The organism is Pleomorphomonas sp. JP5 (assembly GCF_023721815.1).
Classification (GTDB): Bacteria; Pseudomonadota; Alphaproteobacteria; order Rhizobiales; family Pleomorphomonadaceae; genus Pleomorphomonas.
This window is the reverse complement of the sequence record NZ_JAMDLI010000008.1, coordinates 428,029-453,014: the sequence shown is the minus strand read 5'-3', so window position 1 is coordinate 453,014 and position 24,986 is coordinate 428,029. Positions and strand designations below refer to the sequence as shown.

24 protein-coding genes and 2 tRNA genes are annotated in these 24,986 nt (G+C 62.4%); 14 read left to right on the top strand and 12 right to left on the bottom strand.

Translation table 11 applies throughout. The features are described from left to right. Nucleotides 1-339 precede the first annotated feature (339 nt). The 3 genes from M4J40_RS13415 to M4J40_RS13405 all read left to right on the top strand — a co-directional run bounded on the left by M4J40_RS13415 (nt 340) and on the right by M4J40_RS13405 (nt 1,851). A complete protein-coding gene (locus tag M4J40_RS13415) occupies nt 340-849 on the top strand; it encodes an HXXEE domain-containing protein (RefSeq protein ID WP_251754644.1) in 510 nt (169 codons plus the stop codon). A 136-nt stretch (nt 850-985) separates the two neighbouring features. After that, nucleotides 986-1,468: a flavodoxin FldA gene (gene fldA, locus M4J40_RS13410; protein ID WP_251754643.1), complete on the top strand. Its 483-nt coding sequence runs from the start codon at nt 986-988 to the stop codon at nt 1,466-1,468. Further along, nucleotides 1,447-1,851, top strand: coding sequence for a DUF2023 family protein (locus tag M4J40_RS13405; protein ID WP_251754642.1), 405 nt, complete (start codon nt 1,447-1,449; stop codon nt 1,849-1,851). Before fldA ends, M4J40_RS13405 begins: the two co-directional genes overlap by 22 nt. 9 nt (nt 1,852-1,860) lie before the next feature. On the opposite strand, the gene M4J40_RS13400 is transcribed toward M4J40_RS13405, so the two are convergent. The 3 genes from M4J40_RS13400 to M4J40_RS13390 all read right to left on the bottom strand — a co-directional run bounded on the left by M4J40_RS13400 (nt 1,861) and on the right by M4J40_RS13390 (nt 5,530). Then, nucleotides 1,861-2,580 carry an LrgB family protein gene (locus tag M4J40_RS13400; protein ID WP_251754641.1) on the bottom strand — a complete coding sequence of 240 codons (720 nt, stop codon included), beginning with the start codon at nt 2,578-2,580 and terminating at the stop codon, nt 1,861-1,863. Then, a complete protein-coding gene (locus tag M4J40_RS13395; protein ID WP_251754640.1) occupies nt 2,577-2,963 on the bottom strand; it encodes a CidA/LrgA family protein in 387 nt (128 codons plus the stop codon). Before M4J40_RS13395 ends, M4J40_RS13400 begins: the two co-directional genes overlap by 4 nt. Nucleotides 2,964-3,070: 107 nt before the next feature. After that, nucleotides 3,071-5,530 carry an EAL domain-containing protein gene (locus M4J40_RS13390; RefSeq protein ID WP_251754639.1) on the bottom strand — a complete coding sequence of 820 codons (2,460 nt, stop codon included), beginning with the start codon at nt 5,528-5,530 and terminating at the stop codon, nt 3,071-3,073. A gap of 178 nt (nt 5,531-5,708) precedes the next feature. On the opposite strand from M4J40_RS13390, the gene M4J40_RS13385 reads away from it, so the two are divergent. The 5 genes from M4J40_RS13385 (at nt 5,709) to M4J40_RS13365 (ending at nt 8,878) form a co-directional block, all read left to right on the top strand. Beyond that, nucleotides 5,709-6,062, top strand: a complete 354-nt coding sequence (locus tag M4J40_RS13385) for a metalloregulator ArsR/SmtB family transcription factor (RefSeq protein ID WP_251754638.1) — start codon at nt 5,709-5,711, stop codon at nt 6,060-6,062. A 122-nt stretch (nt 6,063-6,184) separates the two neighbouring features. Next, entirely contained in the window at nt 6,185-6,523 is a 339-nt protein-coding gene (locus tag M4J40_RS13380; RefSeq protein WP_251754637.1) for a rhodanese-like domain-containing protein, read from the top strand. Between the two features lie 133 nt (nt 6,524-6,656). After that, nucleotides 6,657-7,457 (top strand): transporter substrate-binding domain-containing protein, encoded by an 801-nt coding sequence (locus M4J40_RS13375; protein WP_251754636.1) that lies wholly within the window; start codon nt 6,657-6,659, stop codon nt 7,455-7,457. A gap of 7 nt (nt 7,458-7,464) precedes the next feature. Next, a complete protein-coding gene (locus M4J40_RS13370; protein WP_251754635.1) occupies nt 7,465-8,289 on the top strand; it encodes an amino acid ABC transporter permease in 825 nt (274 codons plus the stop codon). A 73-nt stretch (nt 8,290-8,362) separates the two neighbouring features. After that, nucleotides 8,363-8,878 (top strand): dihydrofolate reductase family protein, encoded by a 516-nt coding sequence (locus tag M4J40_RS13365; RefSeq protein ID WP_251754634.1) that lies wholly within the window; start codon nt 8,363-8,365, stop codon nt 8,876-8,878. Between the two features lie 57 nt (nt 8,879-8,935). Here the strand turns inward: M4J40_RS13365 and M4J40_RS13360 are convergent, their stop codons facing one another. The 4 genes from M4J40_RS13360 to panE all read right to left on the bottom strand — a co-directional run bounded on the left by M4J40_RS13360 (nt 8,936) and on the right by panE (nt 15,019). Then, nucleotides 8,936-10,552 carry a methyl-accepting chemotaxis protein gene (locus M4J40_RS13360; protein WP_251754633.1) on the bottom strand — a complete coding sequence of 539 codons (1,617 nt, stop codon included), beginning with the start codon at nt 10,550-10,552 and terminating at the stop codon, nt 8,936-8,938. Further along, nucleotides 10,527-11,051: a PAS domain-containing protein gene (locus M4J40_RS13355; protein WP_251754632.1), complete on the bottom strand. Its 525-nt coding sequence runs from the start codon at nt 11,049-11,051 to the stop codon at nt 10,527-10,529. The genes M4J40_RS13360 and M4J40_RS13355 overlap by 26 nt, the downstream gene beginning before the upstream one ends. A 284-nt stretch (nt 11,052-11,335) precedes the next feature. Beyond that, nucleotides 11,336-13,780, bottom strand: a complete 2,445-nt coding sequence (locus tag M4J40_RS13350) for a GH36-type glycosyl hydrolase domain-containing protein (protein ID WP_251754631.1) — start codon at nt 13,778-13,780, stop codon at nt 11,336-11,338. Between the two features lie 315 nt (nt 13,781-14,095). Next, entirely contained in the window at nt 14,096-15,019 is a 924-nt protein-coding gene (gene panE / locus M4J40_RS13345; RefSeq protein ID WP_251754630.1) for a 2-dehydropantoate 2-reductase, read from the bottom strand. Nucleotides 15,020-15,220: 201 nt separating this feature from the next. Here panE and M4J40_RS13340 point away from each other — a divergent pair, with 201 nt between their 5' ends. After that, the gene (locus tag M4J40_RS13340) at nt 15,221-16,060 is read left to right on the top strand and encodes an aldo/keto reductase (protein WP_251754629.1); all 840 of its coding nucleotides are present in this window, start codon (nt 15,221-15,223) and stop codon (nt 16,058-16,060) included. A gap of 94 nt (nt 16,061-16,154) precedes the next feature. Then, the gene (locus tag M4J40_RS13335) at nt 16,155-17,318 is read left to right on the top strand and encodes an AI-2E family transporter (protein WP_405030751.1); all 1,164 of its coding nucleotides are present in this window, start codon (nt 16,155-16,157) and stop codon (nt 17,316-17,318) included. 23 nt (nt 17,319-17,341) lie between these two features. On the opposite strand, the gene M4J40_RS13330 is transcribed toward M4J40_RS13335, so the two are convergent. Next, a complete protein-coding gene (locus M4J40_RS13330) occupies nt 17,342-17,938 on the bottom strand; it encodes a deaminase (RefSeq protein ID WP_251754628.1) in 597 nt (198 codons plus the stop codon). Between the two features lie 308 nt (nt 17,939-18,246). Here M4J40_RS13330 and M4J40_RS13325 point away from each other — a divergent pair, with 308 nt between their 5' ends. Next, the gene (locus M4J40_RS13325; protein WP_251754627.1) at nt 18,247-19,248 is read left to right on the top strand and encodes a sensor domain-containing diguanylate cyclase; all 1,002 of its coding nucleotides are present in this window, start codon (nt 18,247-18,249) and stop codon (nt 19,246-19,248) included. Nucleotides 19,249-19,341: 93 nt separating this feature from the next. Here M4J40_RS13325 and M4J40_RS13320 read toward each other — a convergent pair. Beyond that, nucleotides 19,342-19,416: transfer RNA gene (locus M4J40_RS13320), tRNA-Gln, on the bottom strand. Nucleotides 19,417-19,635: 219 nt separating this feature from the next. On the opposite strand from M4J40_RS13320, the gene M4J40_RS13315 reads away from it, so the two are divergent. Further along, nucleotides 19,636-19,712 (top strand) — tRNA-Pro (locus tag M4J40_RS13315). A gap of 139 nt (nt 19,713-19,851) precedes the next feature. Here M4J40_RS13315 and M4J40_RS13310 read toward each other — a convergent pair. After that, nucleotides 19,852-20,643: a sugar phosphate isomerase/epimerase gene (locus tag M4J40_RS13310; RefSeq protein WP_251754626.1), complete on the bottom strand. Its 792-nt coding sequence runs from the start codon at nt 20,641-20,643 to the stop codon at nt 19,852-19,854. Between the two features lie 306 nt (nt 20,644-20,949). Then, a complete protein-coding gene (guaD, locus tag M4J40_RS13305) occupies nt 20,950-22,290 on the bottom strand; it encodes a guanine deaminase (protein WP_251754625.1) in 1,341 nt (446 codons plus the stop codon). Between the two features lie 166 nt (nt 22,291-22,456). On the opposite strand from guaD, the gene M4J40_RS13300 reads away from it, so the two are divergent. Both M4J40_RS13300 and M4J40_RS13295 read left to right on the top strand, forming a co-directional pair. Continuing rightward, the gene (locus M4J40_RS13300) at nt 22,457-24,130 is read left to right on the top strand and encodes a formate--tetrahydrofolate ligase (protein ID WP_251754624.1); all 1,674 of its coding nucleotides are present in this window, start codon (nt 22,457-22,459) and stop codon (nt 24,128-24,130) included. Between the two features lie 115 nt (nt 24,131-24,245). Beyond that, nucleotides 24,246-24,632 carry a helix-turn-helix domain-containing protein gene (locus tag M4J40_RS13295; protein WP_251754623.1) on the top strand — a complete coding sequence of 129 codons (387 nt, stop codon included), beginning with the start codon at nt 24,246-24,248 and terminating at the stop codon, nt 24,630-24,632. A gap of 16 nt (nt 24,633-24,648) precedes the next feature. On the opposite strand, the gene M4J40_RS13290 is transcribed toward M4J40_RS13295, so the two are convergent. Next, nucleotides 24,649-24,957, bottom strand: a complete 309-nt coding sequence (locus M4J40_RS13290; protein WP_251754622.1) for a PilZ domain-containing protein — start codon at nt 24,955-24,957, stop codon at nt 24,649-24,651. Nucleotides 24,958-24,986 lie beyond the last annotated feature (29 nt).

The following is a 24,986-nucleotide window of genomic DNA, read 5'->3' as shown; positions in this document are numbered from 1 at the left end:
TTACCGCCACCAAAACCTCGCCCGAACCCGCAACAGGCTCTGCCACCTCGTGAAACGAACTCCGACCAGAACCGTCGATCTTCAAAGCACGCATGACCGCCTCCCATCGAAGCGCGATTCACTGCCGATTGCTCGCAATGTCCGCTTCTGTCTATTATCGATATCTAGACAAATAGCCCCTGGGTTGTCAAAGCGTATTTTGGACAGGAGGCTGTCTGATCGCCGCCTGTCGGGGCGAGGTTCGCGCTACCGGGCTCGGTGTGCTATCATGTATCGAAGCCGCAGAGACCGCCGTCGCTCTCCACCGCCGGTCGGTCGGATCCAGCAAGGAGGTGTGTCATGACGCCCGCCGCGCTCTATTGGCTGTTCGCGCTCGCCATCACGGTCCACAATATCGAGGAAGGGCTATTCCTGCCCTCCTATGCGGGCGCCAAGTCGCGCCTCTCCGGTCGCGTTACGCCGTTCGCCTTCCGTTTCGCTTTGGTGATGCTGACGGCCGTGGTTTACGGGATCGTCGCGTTCGCGGTGGCCGGAAGCCAGCACGGCTCGGAACTGCTGGCGGGCCTCGCGGTGGTGATGACCGTCAACGCTGTTGTTCCACATCTCGCTCTGACCTTGGCGTTCCGCCGCTACGCGCCGGGAACAGGCACTGCCCTCTGCATCGTGCTGCCATTGTCGCTGCTGGTCGTCATCAACGGCTTCGCCACTGGTATGATAACCGGAGGAAGCCTGTTGATCGCTGCCGTCGTGGTTGCCGTGGCTCTGCTGGTCGCCATCCCCTTGCTGTTCTCAACCGGACGCTTTGTCGAGCGGCATGTTTTCGGGGTGTCGGCAAGCGGCGCGACATAGAGTTCCAGAGCGTCGCTGTCCGTCAGCCCTGAAACACTCTGCGGGATTGTCCTAATTGCAAATGCCTCGCAACTGCAATTAGGCTCCATCAAGGTCGAAGCCACGAGGCTCCGTCGCAGCAGAGAGGAAAAGGGAAATGACCGTTCACGTGATCTATGGGTCGGACTCCGGCCGCACCAAAGCGGCTGCCGCCAAGATCGCCGCCAAGCTCGACGCCAAGGTCATCAATATCAACGACGCGACGGCGGCCGATTTCGAGGCATGCGATCTTCTGGTTCTCGGTTCGCCCACCTATGGCGAGGGCGACCTCCAGGCCGATTGGGAAAGCGGCGTCGACGTGCTTGGCGAAGCCGATCTCTCGGGCAAGAAGGTGGCCATTTTCGGCCTTGGCGATCAGAGCACCTATCCGGACAGCTTTGTCGACGCCATGGGGACGCTCTATGAGGCGGTTGTCGAGAAGGGCGCCGAAGTCATCGGGTTCACCGAAACCAAGGGCTACGAGTTCGAGGGCTCGACCGCCGTCCGTGACGGCCGGTTCGTGGGCCTCGTTCTCGATCAGGACAACCAGGCGGGCAAGTCCGAGAAGCGGATCGCGGCATGGACCAGCCAGATTCTCTGACCTCCGTCAGCGGCCGCATCGTCAACCACTCGCTCTATGAGTTGGACAAGGGCGTGCGGCATCTGTTCATGCTGACCGTCTCCTGGGCGGATCTGCCGGGCGTGGTCGCCCGGCTGGCCGCCGATCGGGTGGACCACTACGTCCACCGGCTCAACGATAGCCGCGTCAACCTGTTCTTCGGGCGGGCAGCCCTGGTGGAGACAGTCCGCCGCTTCGTCGACAAGCCGCTCTGCGAGCTGACGGCGGAGGAGGATTTCATGCTCGGCACGTTGCTCGGCTACGATCGCGAACAGCAGTGCCGCCGCTATCTCGAAAGGACGGCCATATCCGAGCGGAAGCCTTATGTCGGCGACGGGATGTCTGTATCGGCGCCTCTTTGCTGAGCGAGCGCCTCAACCGCCGATCAACGAAGCCGCCAGCGGCACCAGAACGGCCGTCAGCAGGCCGTTCAGGCTCATGCCGACGCCGGCAAAGGTGCCGGTGAGCGGATGCACCTGAAAGGCGCGCGCCGTTCCGACGCCATGCGCGGCGAGACCGAGGGCGAAGCCGCGCGCCCGGCGGTCGGTGATGCGCAGGAAATTCAGGAGCGGCGTCGCCATCACCGCGCCGGCAATGCCGGTGGCAACCACGATGATTGCCGTCAGCGAAGCATCGCCTCCAACCGATTGCGAGATGCCCATGGCGACGCCCGAGGTCGCAGACTTCGGCAGCGACGAGATGGTGATCATCGCGGGCAGGTCGAAGATGGCGGCGCACACGATCACCGAACCGATGGTCGCCGCCGATCCGACGGCTAGCGCGGCGACGATCGGCACCAGCGAGCGGAGGACGACCCGTCGGTTCTCGTAGAGCGGCAGGGCAAGGGCGACGGTTGCCGGGCCGAGCAGGAAGTGGATGAAGTAGGCGCCGTCGAAATAGGTTTCGTAAGGGGTGCCGCTAACCACGAGGATCGTGCCGATTACCCAGACCGAGTGAAGAACCGGGTTGGCGAGCGGGTTGCGCCGGGCCAGCAGCGACAGGCGATCGACGATCGTGTAGACGACGAGAGTCAGCGTCAGCCAGAACAGCGCGCCGCCGGTAAGGTGGGACCAGAGGCCTTCGGACGCGTTCATTCCTCGCTCTCCGTCGGGGCTGGAAACCAGCGTGACACCAGCCGGAACGTATAGGCGGTCACGGCAATCGAGAATGCCGTTGTCACCACGATTATGGCGAGTACGCCGACGACGTTTGCCTCGAGAATGCCGAGGCGCTGCACGATGCCGACGCCGGCCGGAACGAAGAGCAGCGCCATCTGCTGCACCAGCGTTTCGCAGGTCTTGTCGATCTCCTCGCTGCGCAGCGAGAAGGGCAGCCATTCCCAGCGGTCCCGCACGAGAAAGAAGCCAAACAGCAACACGAGTCCGACGACGGGAGCCGGCACGGGCAAATGCGTCGTGTAGGCGAAAATCTCACCGACGAGCTGGCAGAGCAGCACCACCGCGAGTCCGACGACCATGGGAGATCCTCAGGCAGGTTTCAACGTGGCACCCGAATAGTCGACCTTGCCGACCTCGTCCAATGCGTAGTTCGCGACGCAGCCGCGCGCTTTGCCTCTTGGGCGGGTCAGGCGCTGCGCCCGATCGACTTCAGCACCTCGTCGCCCGTCAGCCGGGCAGGGCGGCCGAACAGGAAGCCCTGGGCCTCCTCGCAGCCTTCCTCTTCGAGAATGCTGAGCTGGCCGACCGTCTCGACGCCTTCGGCCAGCACCGGCACGTCGAGGCTGCGGCCGAGCGCCACCACCGCCTTGACGATGGCCCGCGAGTCTTCCTTCTCCTCGGCTTCCGACAGGAAGGAACGGTCGATCTTGATCTTGTCGAAGGGGAACGAGTTCAACGTGTCGAGCGAGGAGTAGCCTGTTCCGAAATCGTCGAGCGCCACGGTGACGCCCAGCGCCTTGAGTTGCCTCAGGACATGCAGGGCATGCGCCTTGTCGCCGATGATGGTCGACTCGGTGATTTCCAGTTCGAGGCGCTGTGGCGCAAAGCCGGTCTCGAGCAGCGTTTCGTGAACCAGCTTGACGATGTCGTCGTTGGCGATCTGAACTGGCGACAGGTTGACGGCGACGCGAAGGTCATCATTCCAGGCCGCGGCGTCCTGGCAGGCACGCCTCAGCACCCAGCGGCCGATGGGCAGGATGGCGCCGCACTCCTCGGCTATGGGTATGAAGACGTCCGGTGGAATGGCGCCGCGCGTCGGATGCGTCCAGCGGATGAGGGCCTCGTAGCCGATGGTTTCGCGGGACCGGATGTTCTTCTGCACCTGATAGGTCAGGTGGAACTCCTCCCGGTCGAGCGCATCCCACAGATCCCGCGCCATGGTCCGCCGCTCGCGCGAGGCTTCATCCATTTCCGCTTCATAGAAGCAGACGTTCTGCGTCACCGATCGCTTGGCGCGATATTTCGCAAGATCGGCATTGTTGACGAGCTGCTCCGCATCCACCGCATCGTCCGGGTAGATGGCGACGCCGATCGAAACGCTGACGGAAATATCGTTCTCTTCGACGCGTATGGGATCCTCGAAGCAGCGCTCCAGGCGGGCGATGAACTCGCCGATCTCCGCCTGAAGGCTGAACTTCTTGAGCGCGCAATACTCATCGCCGCCGATACGGCCGACGAACTCGCCGTCCTGCGCCACGCTTTCCAGCCGGCGGCCGATTGCCACGAGAACGGCATCACCGACGCTATGACCACGCTGGTCGTTGATTTCCTTGAACTGATTGAGATCGAGGCCGATCGCCGCGAGTTTGACGCTGTTGTCGGCCGCCCAGGCGAGGTCAAGGGCCAGCCGGTCATTGAACTGGGTGCGGTTGGGCAAGCCGGTGAGGGCATCGAAGCGCGAAAGGTAGGCGAGGCGCGCCTCTTGCGCCCGGCGCTCGGTAACGTCTTCGACGGTGGTGACCCAGCCGCCTTCTCCGGTGATTACGTGGGTGAAGGAAATGGTCCGGTCGCCGAAGGTCTCCTCGCCGGATACCGGTTCGGCCTGCGTGAACAGGCGGCCGAGATGCCGGCCGAACAACTCCATGGCGGCGAAATGGTGTTTGAGGTCGGGCGCCGTGGCGATCCGCCTGGCAATCAGGTCTTCGACGTCTTGCGCCGACAGCCTCGCCGCAAAGTCTCCCTCGGCCAGATCGAAGATTTCCAGGAAGCGCTCATTGACCAGAAGCAGGCGGTATTGAGCGTCGAACAGGGCAAGGCCCTGTGTCATCGCGCGGAGCGCCATGTCGAGGTTGCCGGTTGCCCTTTCGAGTTTGCGCAACGCAACCACGTTGGTGGCTTCCAGCTTGTTTTTCTGGGCGAGATTGTTGCGGAACACCACCAGCGCTTCGGACAAGTCGCAGATCTCGCGTGCATGATCGACGGGCTCGGGCACTTCGACCAGTTCGCCGGCGGCGAGGCGGCGGGTGAGGCCGCTGAGCCTTTCTAGCGGGCTGACCACGATGACGCGCATGAGGAGCACGGCGAGCATCAACACCGACAGGACGATGAAGGCGGCGAGCTGGATCCGATCCTGAATACTCCTGCGCCAGTGGGCGTACTCGTCACTGAGATCGACGTGAGCCAGGAAGAATCCTGAAACGCGGTTCGTGCCATCGTCGAGCGTGAAGCCACGCTTCACACTGAGATCGTCATCGCCCCAGGCCACGATATCATCGCCCGACGCGGCTTGATCGCCGAAGGAGACACCTGTTTCGATTTGTATCGTTTCGCCTGGATGATTGCGGGCATAAATGTCGGCGATGGAGCGAAGGGAGTTTAGCGCAGTCTGTGGATCGATCCCGTTCTGGCCAGACTCCGCCTTGCCGGATGGAATGGCAGCGAGCAAGTCTAGGCCGGTCCTTGCCCGATACATGGCCTCCGACTTGATTCCGTCAAGCTGTCGGGCGGTTTCGGTTACCCCGACGGCCAGCTGCAAGATAACGAGCATCAGGCCTACGATGGCCACCACGATCGCCTGCAGCGACAGGACGAGAGGCCTGCGGAGGACTTTTCCCTTGGGAGACTGCATTTCCGATAACGTTTTCATGACAACGTCGCCCGCGATCCGACCCGACGTGTCGGCCCCCGAAAATAACCGCCTCTTTGATAACAATTCGCTAAGTCGCCTTGGCGTTGCAACCGCTCGATCAGGGCCCGAGGATTGGAATTGCCAAGTTGCGTATATTTGAATATTATGAGGTTACTAAAGCACGAGGGTACAGACTATGATGGCGCCGGTCGAATCCAGCCTTTGCGAACCGTTCGGCAATCCGCTCGAGGTCATGGAGTCGCGGGCCGAGGAGGCCGCCCGGCTGCTGTCGGCTCTCGGCCAGTCCAAGCGACTAATGGTTCTTTGCCGCCTTGTCGATAACGAGATGTCCGTTGGGGCGCTCGCCGAGTCCGTCGGGCTTGGTCAGTCGGCATTGTCGCAACATCTCGCCCGCCTGCGCGACCTCGGCATCGTGGCTACTCGACGGGAAGCACAGACCATCTACTATCGTTTGGCCTCCGATAACGCGCGCCGGCTGATCGGTTTGCTTTACGAGCTTTACTGCGCGCCGTCGTCGCAGAAGGGCTGACACTGGGTGGACAGTGCGATTGTCTCCGGAACGAGAAGATCCGTACGCAAAATCCTTGACAGATGATTTATATTAGAATATTCGTATCTACCGTCATACAAAATAAACAGGATGGAGTTCCAATGCTCTCCTTCTTCAATCGCAACGCTTTCAAGACGCTGACGCCGCAGGAGGTCAAGGACCTGCTCGATCGCGAGGCCATTCACCTTGTCGACGTGCGCGAGGCGCACGAGTGGAACGACGGGCACATTCCAGGTGCCCTTCATCGTCCACTCTCCAAGCTGTCCACCTGGGTCGGCGACCTGCCGCAGGACAAGCCGGTGGTGCTCTACTGCCTGTCGGGCGGTCGATCGGGCCAGGCGCTCTCGTTGTGCAAGTCCGCCGGACATGCGGTGGAGGGGCATTTGGGCGGCGGCATCAGCGTCTGGCGGATGAATGGACTGCCGGTGACGCGGGACTGACACAGCCCTCGCCGATCAAGCCGAAAGGCAAGTAAACCCTTGCCAGCCTTGCGCGAAAAAGCCAATAGTGGCCTTCACGCGCCGGCGACGAAGGGATCTCGTTCCGGCTACCTCAGCGACGGAGGATCCTTTCATGCAGGTTGTTGCGAGGGCGGCGGCTGCCGCCGCCGTTCTGTTGTCCGCTTTCGTGTCCTCGGCCAATTCGGCCGATCTGCCCGATCTCAAGGGACGCACCATTGTCGCGGTCACGGAGAATGCCTACGTTCCGCTCAACTTCGCCGATCCGAAGACAGGCGAGGGCATCGGCTGGGAGTATGATGCCTTCAACGAGATCGGCAAGCGTCTCAACGCCAAGGTCGAATGGAAGCTGACGTCGTGGGACGCCATGATCCAGGCGGTGCGCGACGGGCAGTTCGATGTCGGCATGGATGGCATCACCATCAATGACGAGCGCAAGCAGCAGGTCGACTTCTCCGACCCCTACATGATCTCCGAGCAGCTGATGCTGGTACGCGCCGACGAGGATCGCTTCACCGACGGCCCGTCTTTCGCGGCTCTCAAGGATGGGCTGGTCGGCGCACAGCCGGGCACCACCAACTTCTACGTCGCCATCTACAATGTGCTCGACGGTGACGAGAAGAACCCGCGCGTCAAGCTGTTCGAGACCTTTGGCGCTTCGGTTCAGGCGTTGAAGGCCGGCGACGTCGACACGGTTCTGATGGACAAGACCTCGGCGGATGGCTACATCGGCGCCCAGCCCGGCGCCTTCAAGGTCGTCGGTACTCCGCTCGGCCGCGAAGAGTTCGGTTTCATCCTCAAGAAGGACTCCGACCTTACCGCGCCGATCAATGCGGCCATCGCTTCCATGAAGGCCGATGGCACCTTTGAGGCGCTCAACAAGAAGTGGCTCTACGACTACAAGAGCCAGAACTGAGCCGGCCTTGACTCCATCAGAGACACGTCGCCGCGAGCTGCCCTTTTGGCTGATCGCGGCGATACTCCTTGCCATAGCCTTTGGTCTCGTCATCGGCTCCGACGAGAGTTACCGCGTCATCTTCGGTGCCGTGGCGACCGGCATTTGGGTGAGTGTTTTCGTGACGGTCCTCGCCTATGTCTTCGCCTGCGTGATCGGTCTTGGCGTCGCATCGGCCGGTCTGTCGAAACACCGCCTTCTTCGCGAGGTCGCCACCTTCTACGTCGAGATCATTCGCGGCGTACCGGTGCTGGTGCTTCTGTTCTACATGGCCTTTGTCGCCGCACCGGCGCTGATTGCTTTCTGGAACATCGTCACCGCGCCGCTTCAGGCCGCCGGGGTCATGGGATCGGCCAGTGTCCGCGATTTCGACCTCTTGTGGCGGGCCGTGGTGGCGCTGGTCATCTCCTATTCGGCTTTTCTCTCCGAAATTTTTCGCGCCGGCCTGCAGTCGGTTGACCGTGGCCAGATCGAGGCAGCCAAGGCTCTTGGTCTCAGCCGCTTCAAGGTTTTTCGCCTGATCATCATGCCCCAGGCCTTCCGGACGGTGCTTCCGCCGCTCGGTAACGATTTCGTGGCGATGCTCAAGGACTCGTCGCTGGTCTCGGTGCTTGGCGTGCAGGACGTGACCCAGCTCGGCAAGGTGTACTCGTCGGGCACCTTCATGTTCTTCGAGACATACAACGTCGTCGCCTATGTCTACCTGTTGATGACCGTCTCGCTATCGCTGGCCGTGCGAGGTCTCGAAAGTCGTCTGCAACGCCATCGCGATTTCATTGGCGACCGGCGCTGACGAGGCAATCGGGCTGCTGACGGGATCGGGCAGCACCGCCGCTATCATCTTGCTCCCCTGAACCCGGAGCGAAATGATGATCTGCGGCTACATCGCCTCGACGCTGGACGGCTACATTGCCGCTCCCGACCACAGCTTTGCCTTCCTGGATCCCTACTCGGCCGAGGAGGCCGGCTATGAAGAGTTCTACGCCGGCATCTCTACTCTGGTGATGGGGCGGACCACCTATGACGTTTGCCGCCGGGCCATGCCGTCCTGGCCTTATGGAGGCAAGCACCTGATCGTCGTTACCTCGAGCGCCATCGCGGATTTGCCGGATGATGCCGAGGTCTGGACCGCTGGCGTCGACGCGCTGATCGAGCACCTCCGTGCGGCTCGGCAGCGGAATGCATGGATTGTCGGTGGCGGCCGGTTGCAACAGGCATTTATCGACCGCGACGCACTGGACAGGCTCGATCAGTTCATCGTTCCGGTCATTCTCGGCGATGGCATCCCGCTTTATCCGGATGTGGCGCAACCGCGAACGCTGAAGCTCGTCGACGTCGGGCGCTTCGGCCAGATCGCCCATCTCAGGCTCGAGCGTCAATGAACGACACGACGTCGGCATTGGCCGGCGTCGTTGACTCATCCTTGGGTGGTGGAAGCCTTAGGCCGCCGCCCTCGATCGGCCCTTGTTCACCAGGTGCCGCAGGCGGTTGGATGCGGCCTGCGTCATCTCGGCAACCCTGAACTCGACGCCGATGTTGTTGTCGCGAATCCAGCGCACGGTGCCTGGCACGGCGATGTCCTTTTCGCCGGTGACTTGGATCTCATCGCCGACTCTCAGTGGCGGCAACTGGCCGGCAAAGCGGGCGCCGGTCAGGGAAATGTCGACACAGGTGGCCGTCGCGGTTCCTCGTTCCGAGACGATGGTCACGGTGTGGCCGCCAGGCACGCGCTCTGCGGCTTGACGGCGATCGAGCGGTCCACGCCGCAACCTGACGAGGAACTCGCGCACGGTGACGGAAAGGCGGTCACCCTCGGAGGACAGCGCGCCGGAGGTCGAGAACAGGCTTTGCGCCAGCGTCGACGTCTCGCGGGCGATGCCGGTGATCCCGGATATTCGGTCCGACACCTGCCTTGTGCCCTCGGAGGCGTTGTTCACACCCTCGGCGATCTCCGTCGTGGCGGCGATTTGCGCTTCGATCGAACCGCGCATGTCCGACGTGATGGTATTGATCTCGGCGATGGTTCCACCGATGCCGGCGATGCTGCCGACGGCGGCGCGGGTTGCCGACTGGACGTCGGAGATATGCCGGGTGATCTCGCCCGTGGCTGCGGCTGTCTGCGAGGCAAGCGCCTTCACTTCCTGCGCGACCACGGCAAATCCCTTGCCGGCTTCGCCCGCCCGTGCAGCCTCAATGGTGGCATTGAGAGCCAGAAGGTTGGTCTGCTCCGCGACCTGCTCGATCAGGCCGATGACGGCACCGATCTTCTCGGCGGCATCCGACAGGCCGGCAACGATGCGCTTGGTTTCCTCGGCGCGGTTGACGGCATCCTGGGCAATGGCGGCCGAGCGTTCGATCTCGCGGCCGACGTCGCGGGCCGAACTGGTGAGTTGCGCCGCAGCCTGAGCGACCCGCTGAACATCGGTGGAGGCCATGCTCGAACTGGATGCCGCGTCGGTGGCGCGCTGGTCCGTCGAGCTGGCTCCCTCGCCGAGGCGCGTCGCCGCGCCTCCCATATCGCGCGAGGCGTTGACGAGGCTCTCCACGATCGAGTTGATCGTGGCGCCGAACTCGTCGGTGGAGACCTCGAAGGCCTGCACGCGCTCCTGGATCATGTCGGTGGCTTCATTGATGGTCGATGAAGCGCGGAGCAGGGCGCCTTCCATGCCGTTGGGCAGGATCCGCCGATAATAGCGGTTCAGGCGGACGGCCTCCATGGCTGCGCTGGCCTCGCGCACGAAGGCGTCGATGTGGTCGGCCATGTCGTTGATGGCCTCGGTAAGCTCGCCGGCCTGGCCCCATTGATCGAAGGCCAGGTCGCGGGTTTCGAAGTCCCCTTGACCGAGGGCGCGGGCCACCCGGATCGAGCGTCCGATGGCGGAATGAAGGCGCAGGGCGATGACAAGACTTGCCGCTGTGCCCAAGATGCCGACGACGATCAACGAGAGAGCCAACGCGGGCATGTCCGCCGCCAAGGCGCCGGCCGCGCCTGCGAGCAGCAGGATGACCGCCGCGCCTGGGGCGAACGCCTCAAAGCGAGAAGATGAGTTCGTCATAGCTGGCGGCTTTCGATTTCACGATGCTCATGAGCTGGGCGAAAGAGGCGGCCAGCCCCTCCTTGGGGCTGGCATGCGAGGCCTCTATGCGAAGCAGGTCTCCGTAGAGGGGCTCGATGACGTCCCGAACGACGCGGCGGTCGGGCACTCGCCGGCTGGAGTGGTAGCCGCTAACCCTGCCTTCCGTGTCGAACGACGGTGTCACATGGGCGAACACCCAGTAGAAGGCGCCGTTTCGCGCCATGTTCTTCACGTAGGCGAAGATCTCGCGCTCTTCGCCAATCTGGTCCCAGAGCAACTTGAAGACGCAGCGTGGCATGTCGGGGTGACGAATGATCGAGTGCGGCGCGTTCATCAGTTCGGCGCGGCTGTAGCCACAAATCCTGGAGAACGTCGAGTTCGCGTAGGTAATCCGCCCCTTGAGATCTGTTTTGGAAACAATGATTTCGTTGGGAAGAAACGTGATTTCCTCGGAGGTCGGCTGAACGCGCGGCTTCATGAGCTGCACCTCGATGCACCAGATTATTCTCGCGCAACCATGGCGGGGTAGTCGTAAACAAAGAATAACGCGCTCAAGATATGACGCAAAACTGAGGCGAAAAGGTAATTTTACGTATATGTCCGTGCGGTTTTGTCCTTGTGTAACAAGTTAATAGTTCAATCCGCAGAAATGACGACGGTTTATAGAGTGCGGTTGATCTGTCATTGAGACAGAAGTCGTCAGGCAACAAAAAAAGGGCGCCACTGAAGGCGCCCTTTCGCTGTTGTCTCTGGATGTCGCCGTCAGCCCAGAACGACCTCGACCTTGACCGTCTTAACGTCCTTGGCCGGTGGCGGCACTATGTCGCCTTCGATCGACTTGCCGTCGACCGAGAGCGATACCTTGTTGCCGGCGCCGTTCCTCTTCACCGTGATATCGTAGGTGACGCTGCGGAAGATGCGGCTTGCCGTGAACCCGGTCCAGCGCTCCGGCACCACCGGGGCGATCCTGAGGCCGGTGTACTCGGGACGGATGCCGAGGATCCACTGCGTGATGGCGTAGTAGTTCCAGGCGGCCGTACCGGTCAGCCAGGAGTTCTTCGCTTCGCCATGGGTCGGCGCGTCGCGGCCGGCGATCATCTGGGCGTAGACGTAGGGCTCGAGGCGGTGAACGTCCGAAATACCTTCGCGCACCGACGGCGAGATACGGCTGTAGTAGTCGAAGGCTGCGTCGCCATTGCCCAGCACGACTTCGCCGATGACCACCCAGGGATTGTTGTGGCAGAAGATGCCGGCGTTTTCCTTGTATCCGGGCGGATAGGTCGAGATCTCGCCATATTCGATGTAGTAGCGGCTGTAGGCCGGCTGCTGCAGCACGATGCCGTGCGGCGTGGCGAGATGCTTGCGCACGGCATCCAGCGCCGAGCGGGCCTTGCCGTCGTCGACACCGATGCCGGCCAGCGCCGCGAAGCCCTGGGACTCGATGAAGATCTTGCCTTCCTCGTTCTCCTTCGAGCCGATCTTGCGGCCGAAGTCGTCATAGGCGCGAACGAACCACTCGCCGTCCCAACCCTGGGTGCGGACGGTCTCGTCCATCTTCTTGGCGACGTCGGCATAGAAGGTCGCGTCGTTGGTCTTGCCGACCTGAGCCGCCAGGGCGGACAGCTCGCGGGCCGACAGCACCATCAGCGCGCCGATGAAAACCGACTCGGCCACCTTGCCATCCTTGCTGGTGGTCGTCTGGAACGACTGGCCGGGCGTGTCGGAGAAGCAGTTGAGGTTGAGGCAATCGTTCCAGTCGGCGCGGCCGATCAGCGGCAGGCCATGCGGGCCGAGCCGGTCGAGTGCATACTGGATCGAACGGCGCAGATGCTCGTAGAGCGGCGCTTCGGTTCCCTGCTGGTTGTCGAAGACGACGGGCTCGTCGAGGATCGAGAAGTCGCCGGTCTCCTTGAGATAGGCGGCTACGCCGATGATCAGCCAATGCGGGTCGTCGTTGAAGTCGCCACCGATGTCGTTGTTACCCTTCTTGGTCAACGGCTGGTACTGGTGATAGGCGCCGCCGCTCGAAAGCTGGGTCGCCGCGAGGTCGAGAATGCGCTCGCGCGCCCGCGACGGCACCATGTGCACGAAGCCCAGAAGATCCTGGTTGGAGTCGCGGAAGCCGAGGCCACGCCCGATGCCGGTTTCAAACGACGAAGCCGACCGAGACATGTTGAAGGTAGCCATGCACTGGTAGGCGTTCCAGATGTTGACCATGCGGTTGGCGTGTTCGTCGGGCGAGGACACCTGATAGACGCCCAGCAGATTGTCCCAATGCTTGCCAAGAGCCTCGAAGGCTGCCTCGACGTTCTTGACGTCGCGGTACTTGGCGATGATCGGCTTGACGGTTGTCTTGTTGACTGTCTGCGAACCCGGCGGGTCGAACTTCTGCTCGTTCGGATTCTCGTGATAGCCGAGCACGTAGATGATCTCTCGGCTTTCGCCGGGTGCGAGTGTCAGCTTGACGTGGTGCGAGCCCATCGGCGACCAGCCGTGCGCGATCGAGTTGCGCGACTTGCCTTCCTCGACGGCGATCGGCTTGTTCCAGCCGCGCCACGGGCCGAGGAAGCTCTCGCGCTGGGTGTCGAAGCCGGCGAGCGGCTCCGAGCAGGAGAACCAGGCGAAGTGGTTGCGACGCTCGCGATACTCGGTCTTGTGGTAGATGACCTCGTCTTCGACCTCGACCTGGCCGGTCGACAGGTTGCGCTGGTAGTTGGTGGCGTCGTCGTTGGCTTCCCACAGGCAGAACTCGACCGAGGAGAAGAGCGAAATGTCGGCCGGGGTCAGGCGCTCGTTGGTGATCGTCGTCTGCCAGATCTCGAGCGTTTCATCGAGCGGCACGAAGTAGCGCGTGGCCGTGCGGATTCCCGAGCGCTTGGCCGAGATGATCGAATAGCCCATGCCGTGCCGGCAGCTGTAGTCCTCGAGCTCCGACTGGGTCGGCATCCACGACGGTGACCAGTAGTCGCCGCTGGCATTGTCGCGAACGTAGACGTAGCGGCCGCCGAAGTCGGCCGGCACGTTGTTGTAGCGGCCACGGGTCAGCCGGCGCAGGCGAGCATCGCGATAGTAGGAGTAGCCACCGCCGGTGGCGGACAGGATGCCGAAATAGCCCTGACAGCCGATGTAGTTGATCCACGGCAGCGGCGTATCCGGCCGCGTGATCACATACTCGCGGGCCTTGTCGTCGAAATAACCATACTTCATGGCGGCATCCTGCTTGTCGATGCTGTGCTCCCGCCAGGGCGGGCAGATAATTCGAGGCGAACGCGTCCTCCCCGGAGCGAGCCGAGCCGCGTTCGGGGCACCTCTTAGCACAGTTGCGCGAAAGGCAGAAGCGTAACGTTTCGAATTCTCGTGGCCTTAGGATTTCTACCGGGTAACTGCCGATCAAATCCCTCCGCTCTCCTCGGGATTTGGCGGAAGAGGTGGGAAAAGTGACAACTTTTGTTTCTTTGCGAGGCAAGTCCTTGCCGCGAGCGATCCCTAACAGTGGAAACGTTCAGGGTAGACCTGTCATTTCTACTCGGAGCGTCGTCGCGCCGCGTAGACGCCGAGGTGAATGGCCGCCAGATGGAAGTAGGGGGTGTCCACGCCGACCTCGGCCGCGCGAGCGAGCAGGTCGTCGATGATCTGGTCGTTCTCGACGGGCAGCCCCTTGGCTAGGTCGCGATACATGGAAGCGGTCATCGGCGAGCCCGGCGCGGTGAGCAACTGGCGCGTCGCTTCCAGATAGGCGGGGTCGGGAGCCTTGCCGTGGGCGGTAGCGACCGCCGCCACTTCTCCGAGCAGCGCTTCGATGAAGGTGCTGCCACCCTCGCGGGCGACGATGTCGCCGATGGAGCCGCGCATCAGGCACGTTGCGGCGCCGAGGCTGGCGAGCAGGATCCACTTCTCCCAAAGCTCGCGGCCGATGTCGTCGGACAGTCGCGCGTCGAAGCCGGCTCCCTTGAAGAAGGCGTCGATCGCCTCCATGCGGGGGCTTCGGCTACCGTCATGCTCGCCGTAGACCAGCTCATGCAGCGGCGACATCTGGATGATGCGGCCGTGATCGTCGAGCCGGGCGTTGATCTTGCAGAAGCTACCGACCACCTTGTCGGCACCGAAACGCTCGGACAACACGTCGAAATGCTTGAGGCCGTTCAGAAGGGGCAGGATCACGGTGCTGGGGCCGATCGCCGGGGCTATGTCGTCCAGCGCGGCCTCGAGCGAGTAGGCCTTCACGCTCATCAGCACGAGATCGTAGCCGCCTTCGAGCTTGTCGGCGGTGACGATTTTCGGCTCGATACGGGTCTCGCCCTTTGGGTCGACAATGACAAAGCCATTCTTGGCGATCTCGGCCACCCGCTTGGGGCGGATAAGAAAGGTCACGTCACGACCGGCGGCAGCCAGCCGTCCACCGAAATAGCCGCCTGTGGCGCCGGCGCCGACCACGAGTAGTCGCATGAAGCATCCTTTCGAAGAGAGACCGCCAGCCCCGCAGGGCGCGTCGTCGCGGCAGGATAAAGGATTCCTGCTGCTGGCGTCACGTGTTTGGTGTCTGCATTCCACGAAAAGAACGGCGATCCCCTATGGCCGCCGATCGGCTGCTATACTTCCCGAACACCTGTCGACCATGTCGACGAATGCATTTGAGAATCAAGGGAGATGCCGATGAGGACCGTTCGTTTGCCCAGTGGCGAGGATGTGCCGGCGCTTGGGCTCGGCACCTGGATGATGGGCGACGAACCAGGTCGACGCACCGAGGAGATCGCCGCGCTTCGCCGGGGGATCGACCTCGGCATGACCCTGATCGATACGGCCGAAATGTATGGTGAGGGCGCATCAGAACGGTTGGTCGGGGAGGCGATAGACGGACGGCGCGACGAGGTTTTCCTTGTGTCCAAGGTCTATCCGCACAATGCGTCGCGAGACGGCACGGTCGCGGCCTGCGAGCGTTCGTTGAAACGCCTCGGCACCGACCGGCTCGACCTCTATCTGCTGCATTGGCGCGGAAATTACCCGCTTGCCGAGACGGTGGCGGCTTTCGAAGGGCTGAAGTCGGCCGGAAAGATCCGTCATTGGGGCGTTTCCAACCTCGATGCCGATGACATGGAGGAGTTGCTGACCGTGCCGGGCGGCGAGGCGGTGGCCGCCAATCAGGTGCTCTACAATCTGTCGCGCCGTGGCATCGAGTGGGATCTGCTCCCCGCCATGCAAAGGCGCGGCGTGCCGGTGATGGCTTACTCGCCGGTGGAGCAGGCCAGACTCCTTGGGAACAAGCAGCTTGCGGCGCTTGCTGCCGACCATGGCACCAGCGTTGCGCAGCTGGCGCTTGCCTTCGTGCTCGACCGTGACGGCGTCATCGCCATTCCCAAGTCGGGGCGGGTCGCTCACGTCGAGGACAACGCCGGCGCGCTCGACGTCGTCGTGACCGACGGGTTGCGCACGGCGCTCGATGCGATGTTCTCACCACCTCGCCGCGCGACGCCGCTGGAGATGATCTGACGGACCGAACCTTTGATGGATGTGGTTGTTGCGGCCGTTCCGGCGATAGCCCATAACTCGCCTCTCCGAGACGTTCTGACGGGAAGCCCGCCCTGTGACCGATCCGCGAAGTCTGCCGCCGAAAGACCAACTCCGCTGGCTGGGCGCCGTCCCCTCGGGTCGTGTGCCCATTGTCCCGCTGATCGCCGCGGCGCGTTGGCTGCTACTGCTCGTCGTCATCGCCGGAATATACTTCTTCAGCGGGTTCGTCGTGCCCGTGCTCGCCGCCCTGGTGATCGGTTTTGCCACGTGGCCGCTGTTTCGTGATCTCACTCGGCTTTGCGACGGCAACACCAAGCTCAGCGCCTCGATCGCCCTCGTCTGCATCCTGCTGTTTCTGATCGTGCCGATGTTGGTGGCGGTGAGCTTCGCCCTGGAAGAATTCCGGGGGTGGTTCAGCTGGCTTGTCGAGGCGAACAGGAGCGGCGTGGCCGTTCCGCCCTGGATCACCGCCCTGCCGATGGTTGGAGACTGGCTGACCGCGCAGTGGAACCTTCACGTCGGTCCGCCCGGCGCCATCGGCGAGCTCATCCAGATCGTCTCCGGCGCCAACATGGGCAACATTTACAGGGCCGTCATGACGGCTGGCGGCGAGGCCTTCCGGCTGCTGCTCATGTTGCTGTTCATGATGATCGCCCTGTTCTTCGTCTACAAGGACGGCAGCGCCCTGGTCGAACAGATCGACCTTGTCGGCGAGCGTGTTCTGCCGACGCGCTGGGGGCGTATTTCTCGTATCGTTCCGGCCACCATCAGCTCCACCGTGACGGGCATGACGCTGATCGCCATCGGCGAGGGTATCGTTCTCGGCATCGCCTACTGGATCGCCGGTGTGCCGTCTCCGGCCATATTCGGCGTCATCACCGGCGTCATGGCGCTGATCCCGGGTGGAGCGCCGCTAAGCTTCACCCTGATCTCGATCTACCTCGCGGCGAGCGGGCACCCCGTCGAAGGCGCGGCCCTGTTTGCCTGGGGCACGGTCGAGCTGTTCATCGTCGACAAGACGCTGCGACCGCGCCTTGTGGGTGGCCCAATCAAGCTGCCCTTCCTGCCGACCTTTTTCGGACTCGTGGGCGGTGTGAAGACCATGGGCTTCCTCGGCCTGTTCATCGGCCCGGTGCTGATGGCGCTGCTGGTCGCCATCTGGCGCGAGTGGCTCGCCGAGTTGCGGGGGGAGGACGAGAAGCCGGCCGAGCCGTCGAGCGAACCACCGCTTGCCTGAGGTGCGTTGGTCGCTGTCCCACTCTATTTGAGCGGAATGGCGGTCTCGGCCTTGCTGCTCTGATAGATCTCCGACAGTCGTGCATACTCTGCCCGAATGGCGTCGGCCCTGGCGTGGAATCCCGCACGGGCGCTGTCGTCGCACGCCGCCATCAGATCGGGGATATGCTCGCTGTGCCAGAAGGCGTTGGTGCGTCGGTAGCCGCCGGGCTTAAGGGTGAAGACCTCTTTCAGTATCCTGAGATCGTGCGGGATCGAGAAGGCGTCTCTCGAGTCCTCGTGGCTGAAGAAATAGAAAAAGTTGTCGAATCCGGCCCAGGTAATGGCTGAAAGGCACATCGAGCAAGGCTCGTGCGTCGACAGGAAAAGCAAATTGCTCGTGCATGGCCGGTCCTTGATTTCATAGAATTTCTTTATGGTGTGGACTTCGCCATGCCAGAGCGGATTCTCCGTCTCGTTGTTCGTACCGGCGAGCACGAGAGAGTAATCGCGTTTGTCAAGCAAGGCGGCCCCGAACACCTTGTTTCCGGCGGCAATACCCTTGCGTGTCTGAGGCAGTATGTGTCGCTCGATGACCGTGAGCAGTGCGTCGACCAGCCGTTCCCGTTGTTCCCCAGCCATGATGCCCTCAGCGTCCCGAACCTGAGGCGATCATCGCTTGTCCTCTTCGGGAGCACAAGACGGAGGTGCCGAAGCCTCGCGCTCGTTTCGCGGTTCGGTTTGTTCTGAACGAAAAGTCAGACTGTTGGTCTCTGTATCAATTAAGTGGAGGCGTTGATGTATGTATTTGTGACCCGCAGTTTGAAGAAAACTAAGATTACTGTGGCCAGTATTATCTCTCTGGCCCACTTCGCGTAGAATGGGTTTTGTGAACCAACGATTGATGTGAAATAATCAGCTGTACGATCCATCTATAAGAAAATATACTTATGACGGGGCGGGCTGTCATGCGTTGCGGGTTGAATGCAGGGGAAGCTCTGAAAGCCGATTTTGAGGCGCCCGAAGGTCTTTCGGAGGCAGAAAAGGAATCGCTCTGCTGCGATGTGACGGCTTTGCTCGAGCGGATTCGGTTTCTTGGTGACAGGGTGGATGCTCTGATGAACGTCCATCACGCATCAATTCTGGTCATTGATCCTCAGACTGGACAAATCATCGATGGCAACAAGCAGTCCGTCGCCCGTTATGCCGGCAGCCGGGAGCGGTTGCTTGCGATGTCGGTGGACGAGATAAACACGCTGTCCCGGTCCGAGATTGCCGCCAAGATGAAGCAGGCGGTCTCCAACCGCCATCATTTCGAGTTCAGGCACAAGTTGATTGATGGGAGTGTGCAGGATGTCGACGTCTACAGTGGGCCGATCATGTTCGATGGTCACCAGGCGCTGATTTCGTTCATTCATGATGCGACTCGCCGCAAAGCGACGGAGCGCAAGCTGCACCTGCTCGCCACCACGGATCCCCTGACGAAATGTTCCAACCATCGGCACTTCCTGTCGGGGCTTCGTCGAGAGTTTCGACGGGCGAAGCGCCGACAGGGTGGACTGGGCTTCGCAATGGTCGATCTCGATCATTTCAAGCGCATCAACGACACGTTCGGCCATCTGGTTGGCGACCGCCTGCTGCGTCGAGTCGCCGGTGTGCTTCAAAAGCGACTTTCCGGTCATGGAGACTTGGGGAGGCTGGGCGGCGAAGAGTTCGGCATCGTCTTGTCGGAGGCATCTGCCGAACGCGCCGATCATGTCCTGAACGACCTTAGGACGTCCGTGCGCGCCGTCGTCGTCCACACCGATCAGGGGCCGGCTTCGTGCACCATCAGCGTTGGCGCCGCGCTGATTTCGCCGGCTGACTCGAACGAGATGTCTCTCATGAGTCGGGCCGATCAGGCTCTTTATAGCGCCAAGGCGGAAGGCCGTGATCGCGTCGCAATCTTCTAGACCGGCCTCGCCCACTCAACGCGTCGAGCTCTGATCTGGATGGAGCAGGCGGACGCGGCAACAAGGAAGGAGTTCGGCGACTTCAGGGGGAGGTGGCTGGGGTGGCAGGATTCGAACCTACGAATGGCGGAATCAAAATCCGCTGCCTTACCACTTGGCGACACCCCATCCGGCGGCCTCGGCCGCAGTCCGCTCGATATAGCCGCAACGTCGGCGGACTGCAATAACGCCGGCATCACCGAATGGGGGCTTGTTGGGCTTGGATGGCGAGCCTGCCCGCAGTTTCGCGGTGCGAAGCAGGGGGAGCAGAATCCCCGATCCACAAGAGTGATTTTGGGGCTTGCGGAGGCGGGGAGGGGACGCTATACACCGCCCCACCGACGGTTACGGAGTGTAGCGCAGCCTGGTAGCGCACCTGCTTCGGGAGCAGGGGGTCGCGTGTTCAAATCACGCCACTCCGACCATTCTTCCCGCAAATACAGCTAGTTGACGATACGGTTTGTCGAGGGGCCTGTTTTGCAGGTCCGGCGCTGCGACGCTTTGCCGTGTTTGCATGTCGACGCGTCGAGCGCGCGTACGAAAGCCATCCGCTCCGATCGTTTGTCACCCTGCCGCAGGCGACGACTCGGGCTTGCTCATCTCGGCAAACGTGCGCATGGCTTCGATACTGCGGCGAGCGAAGCGGTCGAAGTCGCTTGGGTTGTCGTGCTCGGCGATCAGTAGCGAAGCGCCGGCTGCGACGGCGGCTTTCCAGAGCTTGGGCCAAGGCATGATACCTGAGCCGACATCGGCCCATCCGTCCTCTTCGATGCGTCCGCCGCGTGGCGCGATATCCTGGACATGGATGGCGGCGATACGTCCGGCATAGCCTTCTAGCCACGGCTGGGGATCTATGCCGGCCAGCGCTACCCAGGCTACGTCGACCTGCAGATGAACGTCCGGGTCGGCGGCGATGTGCTGGATCGGCATCGATCCATCTCGAAGCGGCCGAAATTCGTAGTCCCGATTGTGCCAGGCAAACTCGAAGCCACGTGAACGCAGCGAGCGAGCGATCGTCGCCAGGCGGTCGCCAAAGCGCCGCCAATCGTCGGTGACGGCAGGGCGTGCCTCGACCGGCAGGAAGGGGCAGACGAGAAGGCGCATGCCCAGAATATCAGCGATGCGGCAGGCAACGTCCGGCTCGCCCTCTAGCATATGCAGCGGGAAGTGGCCGCTCAATGCGGTGAGCTCGCTCTCATCCAGCGTTTCGCGCAATGCCGAGGGGGCGTCATAGAACATGTCCGTCGGCTCGACGTTGGTGTAGCCGAGGGCGGCAAGGTGCGGAAAATGGTCCGTCACCGGAGGAAACAACCGCGCCGAATGCAGTTGTATCGAATACGGCAGATCGCGCGCCAAGTTATCCTCCCGTGCCCGGCCTTATGCAGTGTTGGCCGGTGATCTTGTCCATCGTCGCCAAAGCCTTCCCACCTCGGCGCAGATCGGAAAATCGAAACGTTACCGAATACGAACTCACGGAGGAGAAGGCCGTACAACCGCGTCTCCCCGCGGGATTTGTGGCTCCCAACCCGTGGGTAGGCACTATCCTCAGCAATCGATTTCATCGATGCTAACTTGAGCTGTCATCCCGTGGCAATATATTCTTTATAGGGGTCGAAAAAACAACCGATGCCTTGGTGCGGACCGGCGCGCCGCAATCAGTGGTTAGGCGATAGCCTTTTGCACTCCCTGCGGTCGTCCGCCGACGAACACTTCGCACACATTCCGCTCGCTCCCGAGCGTCATGAGAACGAAAAGCTCCTCCTCAAGGGAGGAACTGCCCATGGCGAGGCGATGCGCCATGGCTGGCGTCGCCGTGCTGTCGAGCACCACGAGATCGGCGTGTGCTCCGGCAGCGATGCGGCCGAGATCGGGTTCGCCGATTGCCTCGGCATTGCCACGGGTCATCAGGTGGAAGGCTTCGATGGCCGACAGTTTCTGCCCCTTGAGCTGCATTACCTTGTAGGCCTCGGCAGCGGTTGCCAGCATCGAGTAGCTTGTGCCGCCGCCGACGTCGGTAGCGAGCGCTATGCGAACGGGATGCTCGCCTCCTTCGAGGCCCTTGTAGTCGAACAGTCCGGAGCCGATGAACAGGTTCGATGTGGGGCAGAACACGGCGACGGCGCCACTGTCCGACATGCGGCGGATCTCGCGTGGCGTGAGATGAATCGAGTGGCCCATCAGGCTTTTGGGGCCGACGAGACCGTAGTGGTCGTAGACGTCGAGATAGTCGGCTCGGTCGGGGAAAAGCCGGCCGACCGTCGCGATCTCCTCAAGGTTTTCAGAAAGATGCGTCTGAACGAGGCAATCGGGGTGGGCTTGGGCGAGGCTACCCAGCGCTTCCAGCTGTGCCGGCGTCGAGGTGATGGCGAATCGCGGCGTGATCACCACTTTCTGCCGACCGCGACCGTGCCAGGCGGAGATCAGCGCTTCCGTGTCGTCATGGGCCGACTGGGCATTGTCGAGCACATCCGGCGGGGCATTGCGGTCCATCGCCGTCTTGCCGACAAACATCGCCGTACCGCGCCGTTCACTCTCGGCGAGCAGCGCCTCGGCCGAGCCCTTGTGCATCGAGCCGTAGCAGACGGCGGTCGTGGTGCCGTTCCGGAGCACCTCGTCGATGAAGAAGCGAGCCTGAGCCGCCGCGAAGACCGGATCGCCATAGCGCGACTCGGCGGGGAAGGTGTACCTCGTCAACCATTCGAGCAGTTGCTCGCCATAGGACGCGATCACCTGCGTTTGCGGGAAATGAATATGGGTGTCGATGAAGCCCGGCAGGATCAGCTTACCGGAAAAATCATGCAGGACGATGCCTTCGCCGCCGAGTCGGTCGATCTCGCCGCCCTCCGCCACTTCGATTACCCTGCCCGCCTCGATGACGACGACGCCGTCTTCGAAGTAGCTGTAGGCGTCGGTATCTCCGGCCCCATGCGGGCGCCGCTTGAAGCTCAGCACACGACCGCGTACGAGGATGCGGTCGGAAGGAAGTCGATCGGAAGAAGTCAACGGGGGCTCCGTCAGGGAGGGCGAGGGGCAGTGGCCCTCTCGCCGCCCAGAAAAGACGAGATGCCCGGCCGAGACAACAGAAAAGTCGGTTCCGGCTACATCTTTTCACTTACCGGCAGTTGGATGGTGGAGCGACCGCCTTCCGCCGGAAACCACGAGTGCGCCCATGCTTGACGATATCGAGATTGCTCGTGCCGCCCGCCTTCAGCCAATTGGGGAGGTGGCCGATCGTCTTGATATTCCCGGCGACGCTCTCATCCCCTACGGCCGTCACATTGCCAAGATCGAGCACGGCTTCGTATCCGAGGCGCGCCGACGCCCGCGCGGCAAGTTGGTTCTGGTGACCGCCATCACCCCGACGCCAGCCGGCGAGGGCAAGACGACCACGACGGTCGGTCTGGGAGACGCGCTTTCCCGACTCGGGCGCAAGACGAGCATCTGCCTTCGCGAGCCCTCGCTCGGTCCGTGTTTCGGCGTGAAGGGCGGGGCGGCCGGCGGCGGTCACGCCCAGGTCGTGCCGATGGAGGCGATCAACCTCCATTTCACCGGTGATTTTCACGCCATCACCTCGGCCCACAATCTCCTGTCGGCGATGATCGACAATCACATTTACTGGGGCAACGAACCGCGTCTCGACGGCCGGCGCATGACCTGGCGGCGCGTTCTCGACATGAACGATCGCATGCTTCGCCACCAGATCAACGGCCTCGGCGGCAGCGCCAACGGCTTTCCGCGCGAGGATGGCTTCGACATTACCGTCGCCTCGGAGGTGATGGCGATCTTCTGCCTGGCGACCGACCTCGCCGATCTCGAGCGGCGCTTGAAGCGTATCGTTGTCGGCGACCTCGATGCCCGCTCCTACGCGACGGCCGATCTGGTCAGCGCCGGTGGTGCGATGGCCGTGCTGCTGAAGGATGCCTTGCAGCCCAACCTCGTGCAGACGCTGGAGGGAACGCCGGCCTTCGTTCACGGCGGTCCCTTCGCCAACATCGCCCACGGCTGCAACTCGGTGATCGCGACCGAAACGGCGCTTGGTCTTTCCGATGTGGTGGTGACCGAGGCCGGCTTCGGCGCCGATCTCGGTGCGGAGAAGTTCCTCGATATCAAGTGCCGCAAGACCGGGCTTCAACCGGACGCGGCGGTGCTGGTTGCCACCATTCGTGCCCTGAAGATGCACGGCGGGGTTGCCAAGGAGGACCTCGGCATCGAGAACGTCGAGGCCCTGGAGGCCGGCTTTTCCAATCTTGCCCGTCATCTCGAAAACCTGCGCAAGTTCGGCCTTGAGGTGGTCGTCGCCATCAACCGCTTCGGCAGCGATACGGATGCCGAGGTCGCTCGCCTCAGTGCGCTGTGCGCGGAGGCCGGTGCGCCCGTGGCTCTTGCCACCCATTTCGCGGATGGTGGTCGGGGCGCCGAGGATCTGGCGCACAAGGTGTTGGAAGTGCTCGATGCGCCGCGCCGTCGACCGTTTGCTCTCCTTTATCCAGACGAACTGACGCTTCCGGCCAAGATCGAGACCGTGGCCAGCGAGATCTATGGCGCCGCTTCCGTGGAGTACGATGCTCGTGCCGCGCGCAAGCTCGCCGAGTACGGTGAGCGCGGGTTCGGAAACTTGCCGGTCTGCATCGCCAAGACGCAGTCGTCCTTCAGTGCCGACCCACAGCGCAAGGGGGCGCCGACAGGTCATGTCCTGCCGGTGCGCGACGTACGGCTCGCGGCCGGGGCCGAGTTCGTCGTCGCGATATGCGGTGCGATCATGACCATGCCCGGGTTGCCGCGCGTGCCGGCCGCCCATCGTATCGGCCTTGATGGCGAGGGCCGGGTGGTCGGCCTGAGCTGACGCGTCAAGCACGGTGTTGTGATGAGATGGTCCACGGTTTGCGCTTTCGCACCAAGGGCGATGATCCTATCTCAAGGGCAACGGTATACTTTTCGGACGTCTATTGGAGAGAGCGATGTCTTTCGACCTCGGGACCGAGCCAACGGAATCGAGCCGGCTCAACTGTTCGGTCGAGCTGCAGGAGTACCTCACGGTTGTCCAGCGCGGTCTCAAGGCCATTACCGGTAAGTGGAAGGGCGAAATCATGTGCCTGCTTACCGAGGGGCCGAAGCGCTTCAACGAGCTGAGGAGAGGCATTCCTGGCGTGACCCAGCACATGCTGGCGGCACAGTTGCGCGACCTGGAGAAGTTCGGCCTCGTCGTTCGCCATGACTATGAGCAAGCGCCGCCGCGCGTCGAGTACGAGCTGTCGGAGGCCGGCAAGGCACTGCGCACTGTTGGCGACGCTCTGCACGACTGGGCGATGGTCTATACCCCGGGCTCGGAAGCCAACAGGCACTGACCCTGTTGCCGCCCGCTCACATGAAGCGGAAGCGGGCGTGCCGGGGGTCGTGGCTCTCGTGGATGTAGATTGGCTCGCCAGTGAGCTGCAGCCCGAGTTCGTTCTCGCGCCGCCACATCACTTCGGCCCGGCGCAGGGACTGTTCCGTCGGGTCGAAAATGAAAAAGTCCTGTGGAATCTCGTGGGCATGGTCGCAACGGATGCGCATGCCGCCCGAGCTGGTGTCGCGCACGACGCAATCAACGATATAGCGATAGTCGCCATAGACGATCTTCGCCGCTCTCAGCGTCCTCCGCCTGACTCCGTTTCTCTGTTCAACCGACATCGCACATGTCCCACCTGTCGCCTGAATGT

Excerpts from the sequence above, each read along its gene's own strand:
- M4J40_RS13415 (WP_251754644.1), top strand. The coding sequence starts at position 340 with ATGACGCCCGCCGCGCTCTATTGGCTGTTCGCGCTCGCCATCACGGTC.
- fldA (WP_251754643.1), top strand. The coding sequence starts at position 986 with ATGACCGTTCACGTGATCTATGGGTCGGACTCCGGCCGCACCAAAGCG.
- M4J40_RS13405 (WP_251754642.1), top strand. The coding sequence starts at position 1,447 with ATGGACCAGCCAGATTCTCTGACCTCCGTCAGCGGCCGCATCGTCAAC.
- M4J40_RS13400 (WP_251754641.1), bottom strand. The coding sequence starts at position 2,580 with ATGAACGCGTCCGAAGGCCTCTGGTCCCACCTTACCGGCGGCGCGCTG.
- M4J40_RS13395 (WP_251754640.1), bottom strand. The coding sequence starts at position 2,963 with ATGGTCGTCGGACTCGCGGTGGTGCTGCTCTGCCAGCTCGTCGGTGAG.
- M4J40_RS13390 (WP_251754639.1), bottom strand. The coding sequence starts at position 5,530 with ATGAAAACGTTATCGGAAATGCAGTCTCCCAAGGGAAAAGTCCTCCGC.
- M4J40_RS13385 (WP_251754638.1), top strand. The coding sequence starts at position 5,709 with ATGATGGCGCCGGTCGAATCCAGCCTTTGCGAACCGTTCGGCAATCCG.
- M4J40_RS13380 (WP_251754637.1), top strand. The coding sequence starts at position 6,185 with ATGCTCTCCTTCTTCAATCGCAACGCTTTCAAGACGCTGACGCCGCAG.
- M4J40_RS13375 (WP_251754636.1), top strand. The coding sequence starts at position 6,657 with ATGCAGGTTGTTGCGAGGGCGGCGGCTGCCGCCGCCGTTCTGTTGTCC.
- M4J40_RS13365 (WP_251754634.1), top strand. The coding sequence starts at position 8,363 with ATGATGATCTGCGGCTACATCGCCTCGACGCTGGACGGCTACATTGCC.
- M4J40_RS13360 (WP_251754633.1), bottom strand. The coding sequence starts at position 10,552 with ATGACGAACTCATCTTCTCGCTTTGAGGCGTTCGCCCCAGGCGCGGCG.
- M4J40_RS13355 (WP_251754632.1), bottom strand. The coding sequence starts at position 11,051 with ATGAAGCCGCGCGTTCAGCCGACCTCCGAGGAAATCACGTTTCTTCCC.
- M4J40_RS13350 (WP_251754631.1), bottom strand. The coding sequence starts at position 13,780 with ATGAAGTATGGTTATTTCGACGACAAGGCCCGCGAGTATGTGATCACG.
- panE (WP_251754630.1), bottom strand. The coding sequence starts at position 15,019 with ATGCGACTACTCGTGGTCGGCGCCGGCGCCACAGGCGGCTATTTCGGT.
- M4J40_RS13340 (WP_251754629.1), top strand. The coding sequence starts at position 15,221 with ATGCCGATGAGGACCGTTCGTTTGCCCAGTGGCGAGGATGTGCCGGCG.
- M4J40_RS13330 (WP_251754628.1), bottom strand. The coding sequence starts at position 17,938 with ATGGCTGGGGAACAACGGGAACGGCTGGTCGACGCACTGCTCACGGTC.
- M4J40_RS13325 (WP_251754627.1), top strand. The coding sequence starts at position 18,247 with ATGACGGGGCGGGCTGTCATGCGTTGCGGGTTGAATGCAGGGGAAGCT.
- M4J40_RS13300 (WP_251754624.1), top strand. The coding sequence starts at position 22,457 with ATGCTTGACGATATCGAGATTGCTCGTGCCGCCCGCCTTCAGCCAATT.
- M4J40_RS13295 (WP_251754623.1), top strand. The coding sequence starts at position 24,246 with ATGTCTTTCGACCTCGGGACCGAGCCAACGGAATCGAGCCGGCTCAAC.
- M4J40_RS13290 (WP_251754622.1), bottom strand. The coding sequence starts at position 24,957 with ATGTCGGTTGAACAGAGAAACGGAGTCAGGCGGAGGACGCTGAGAGCG.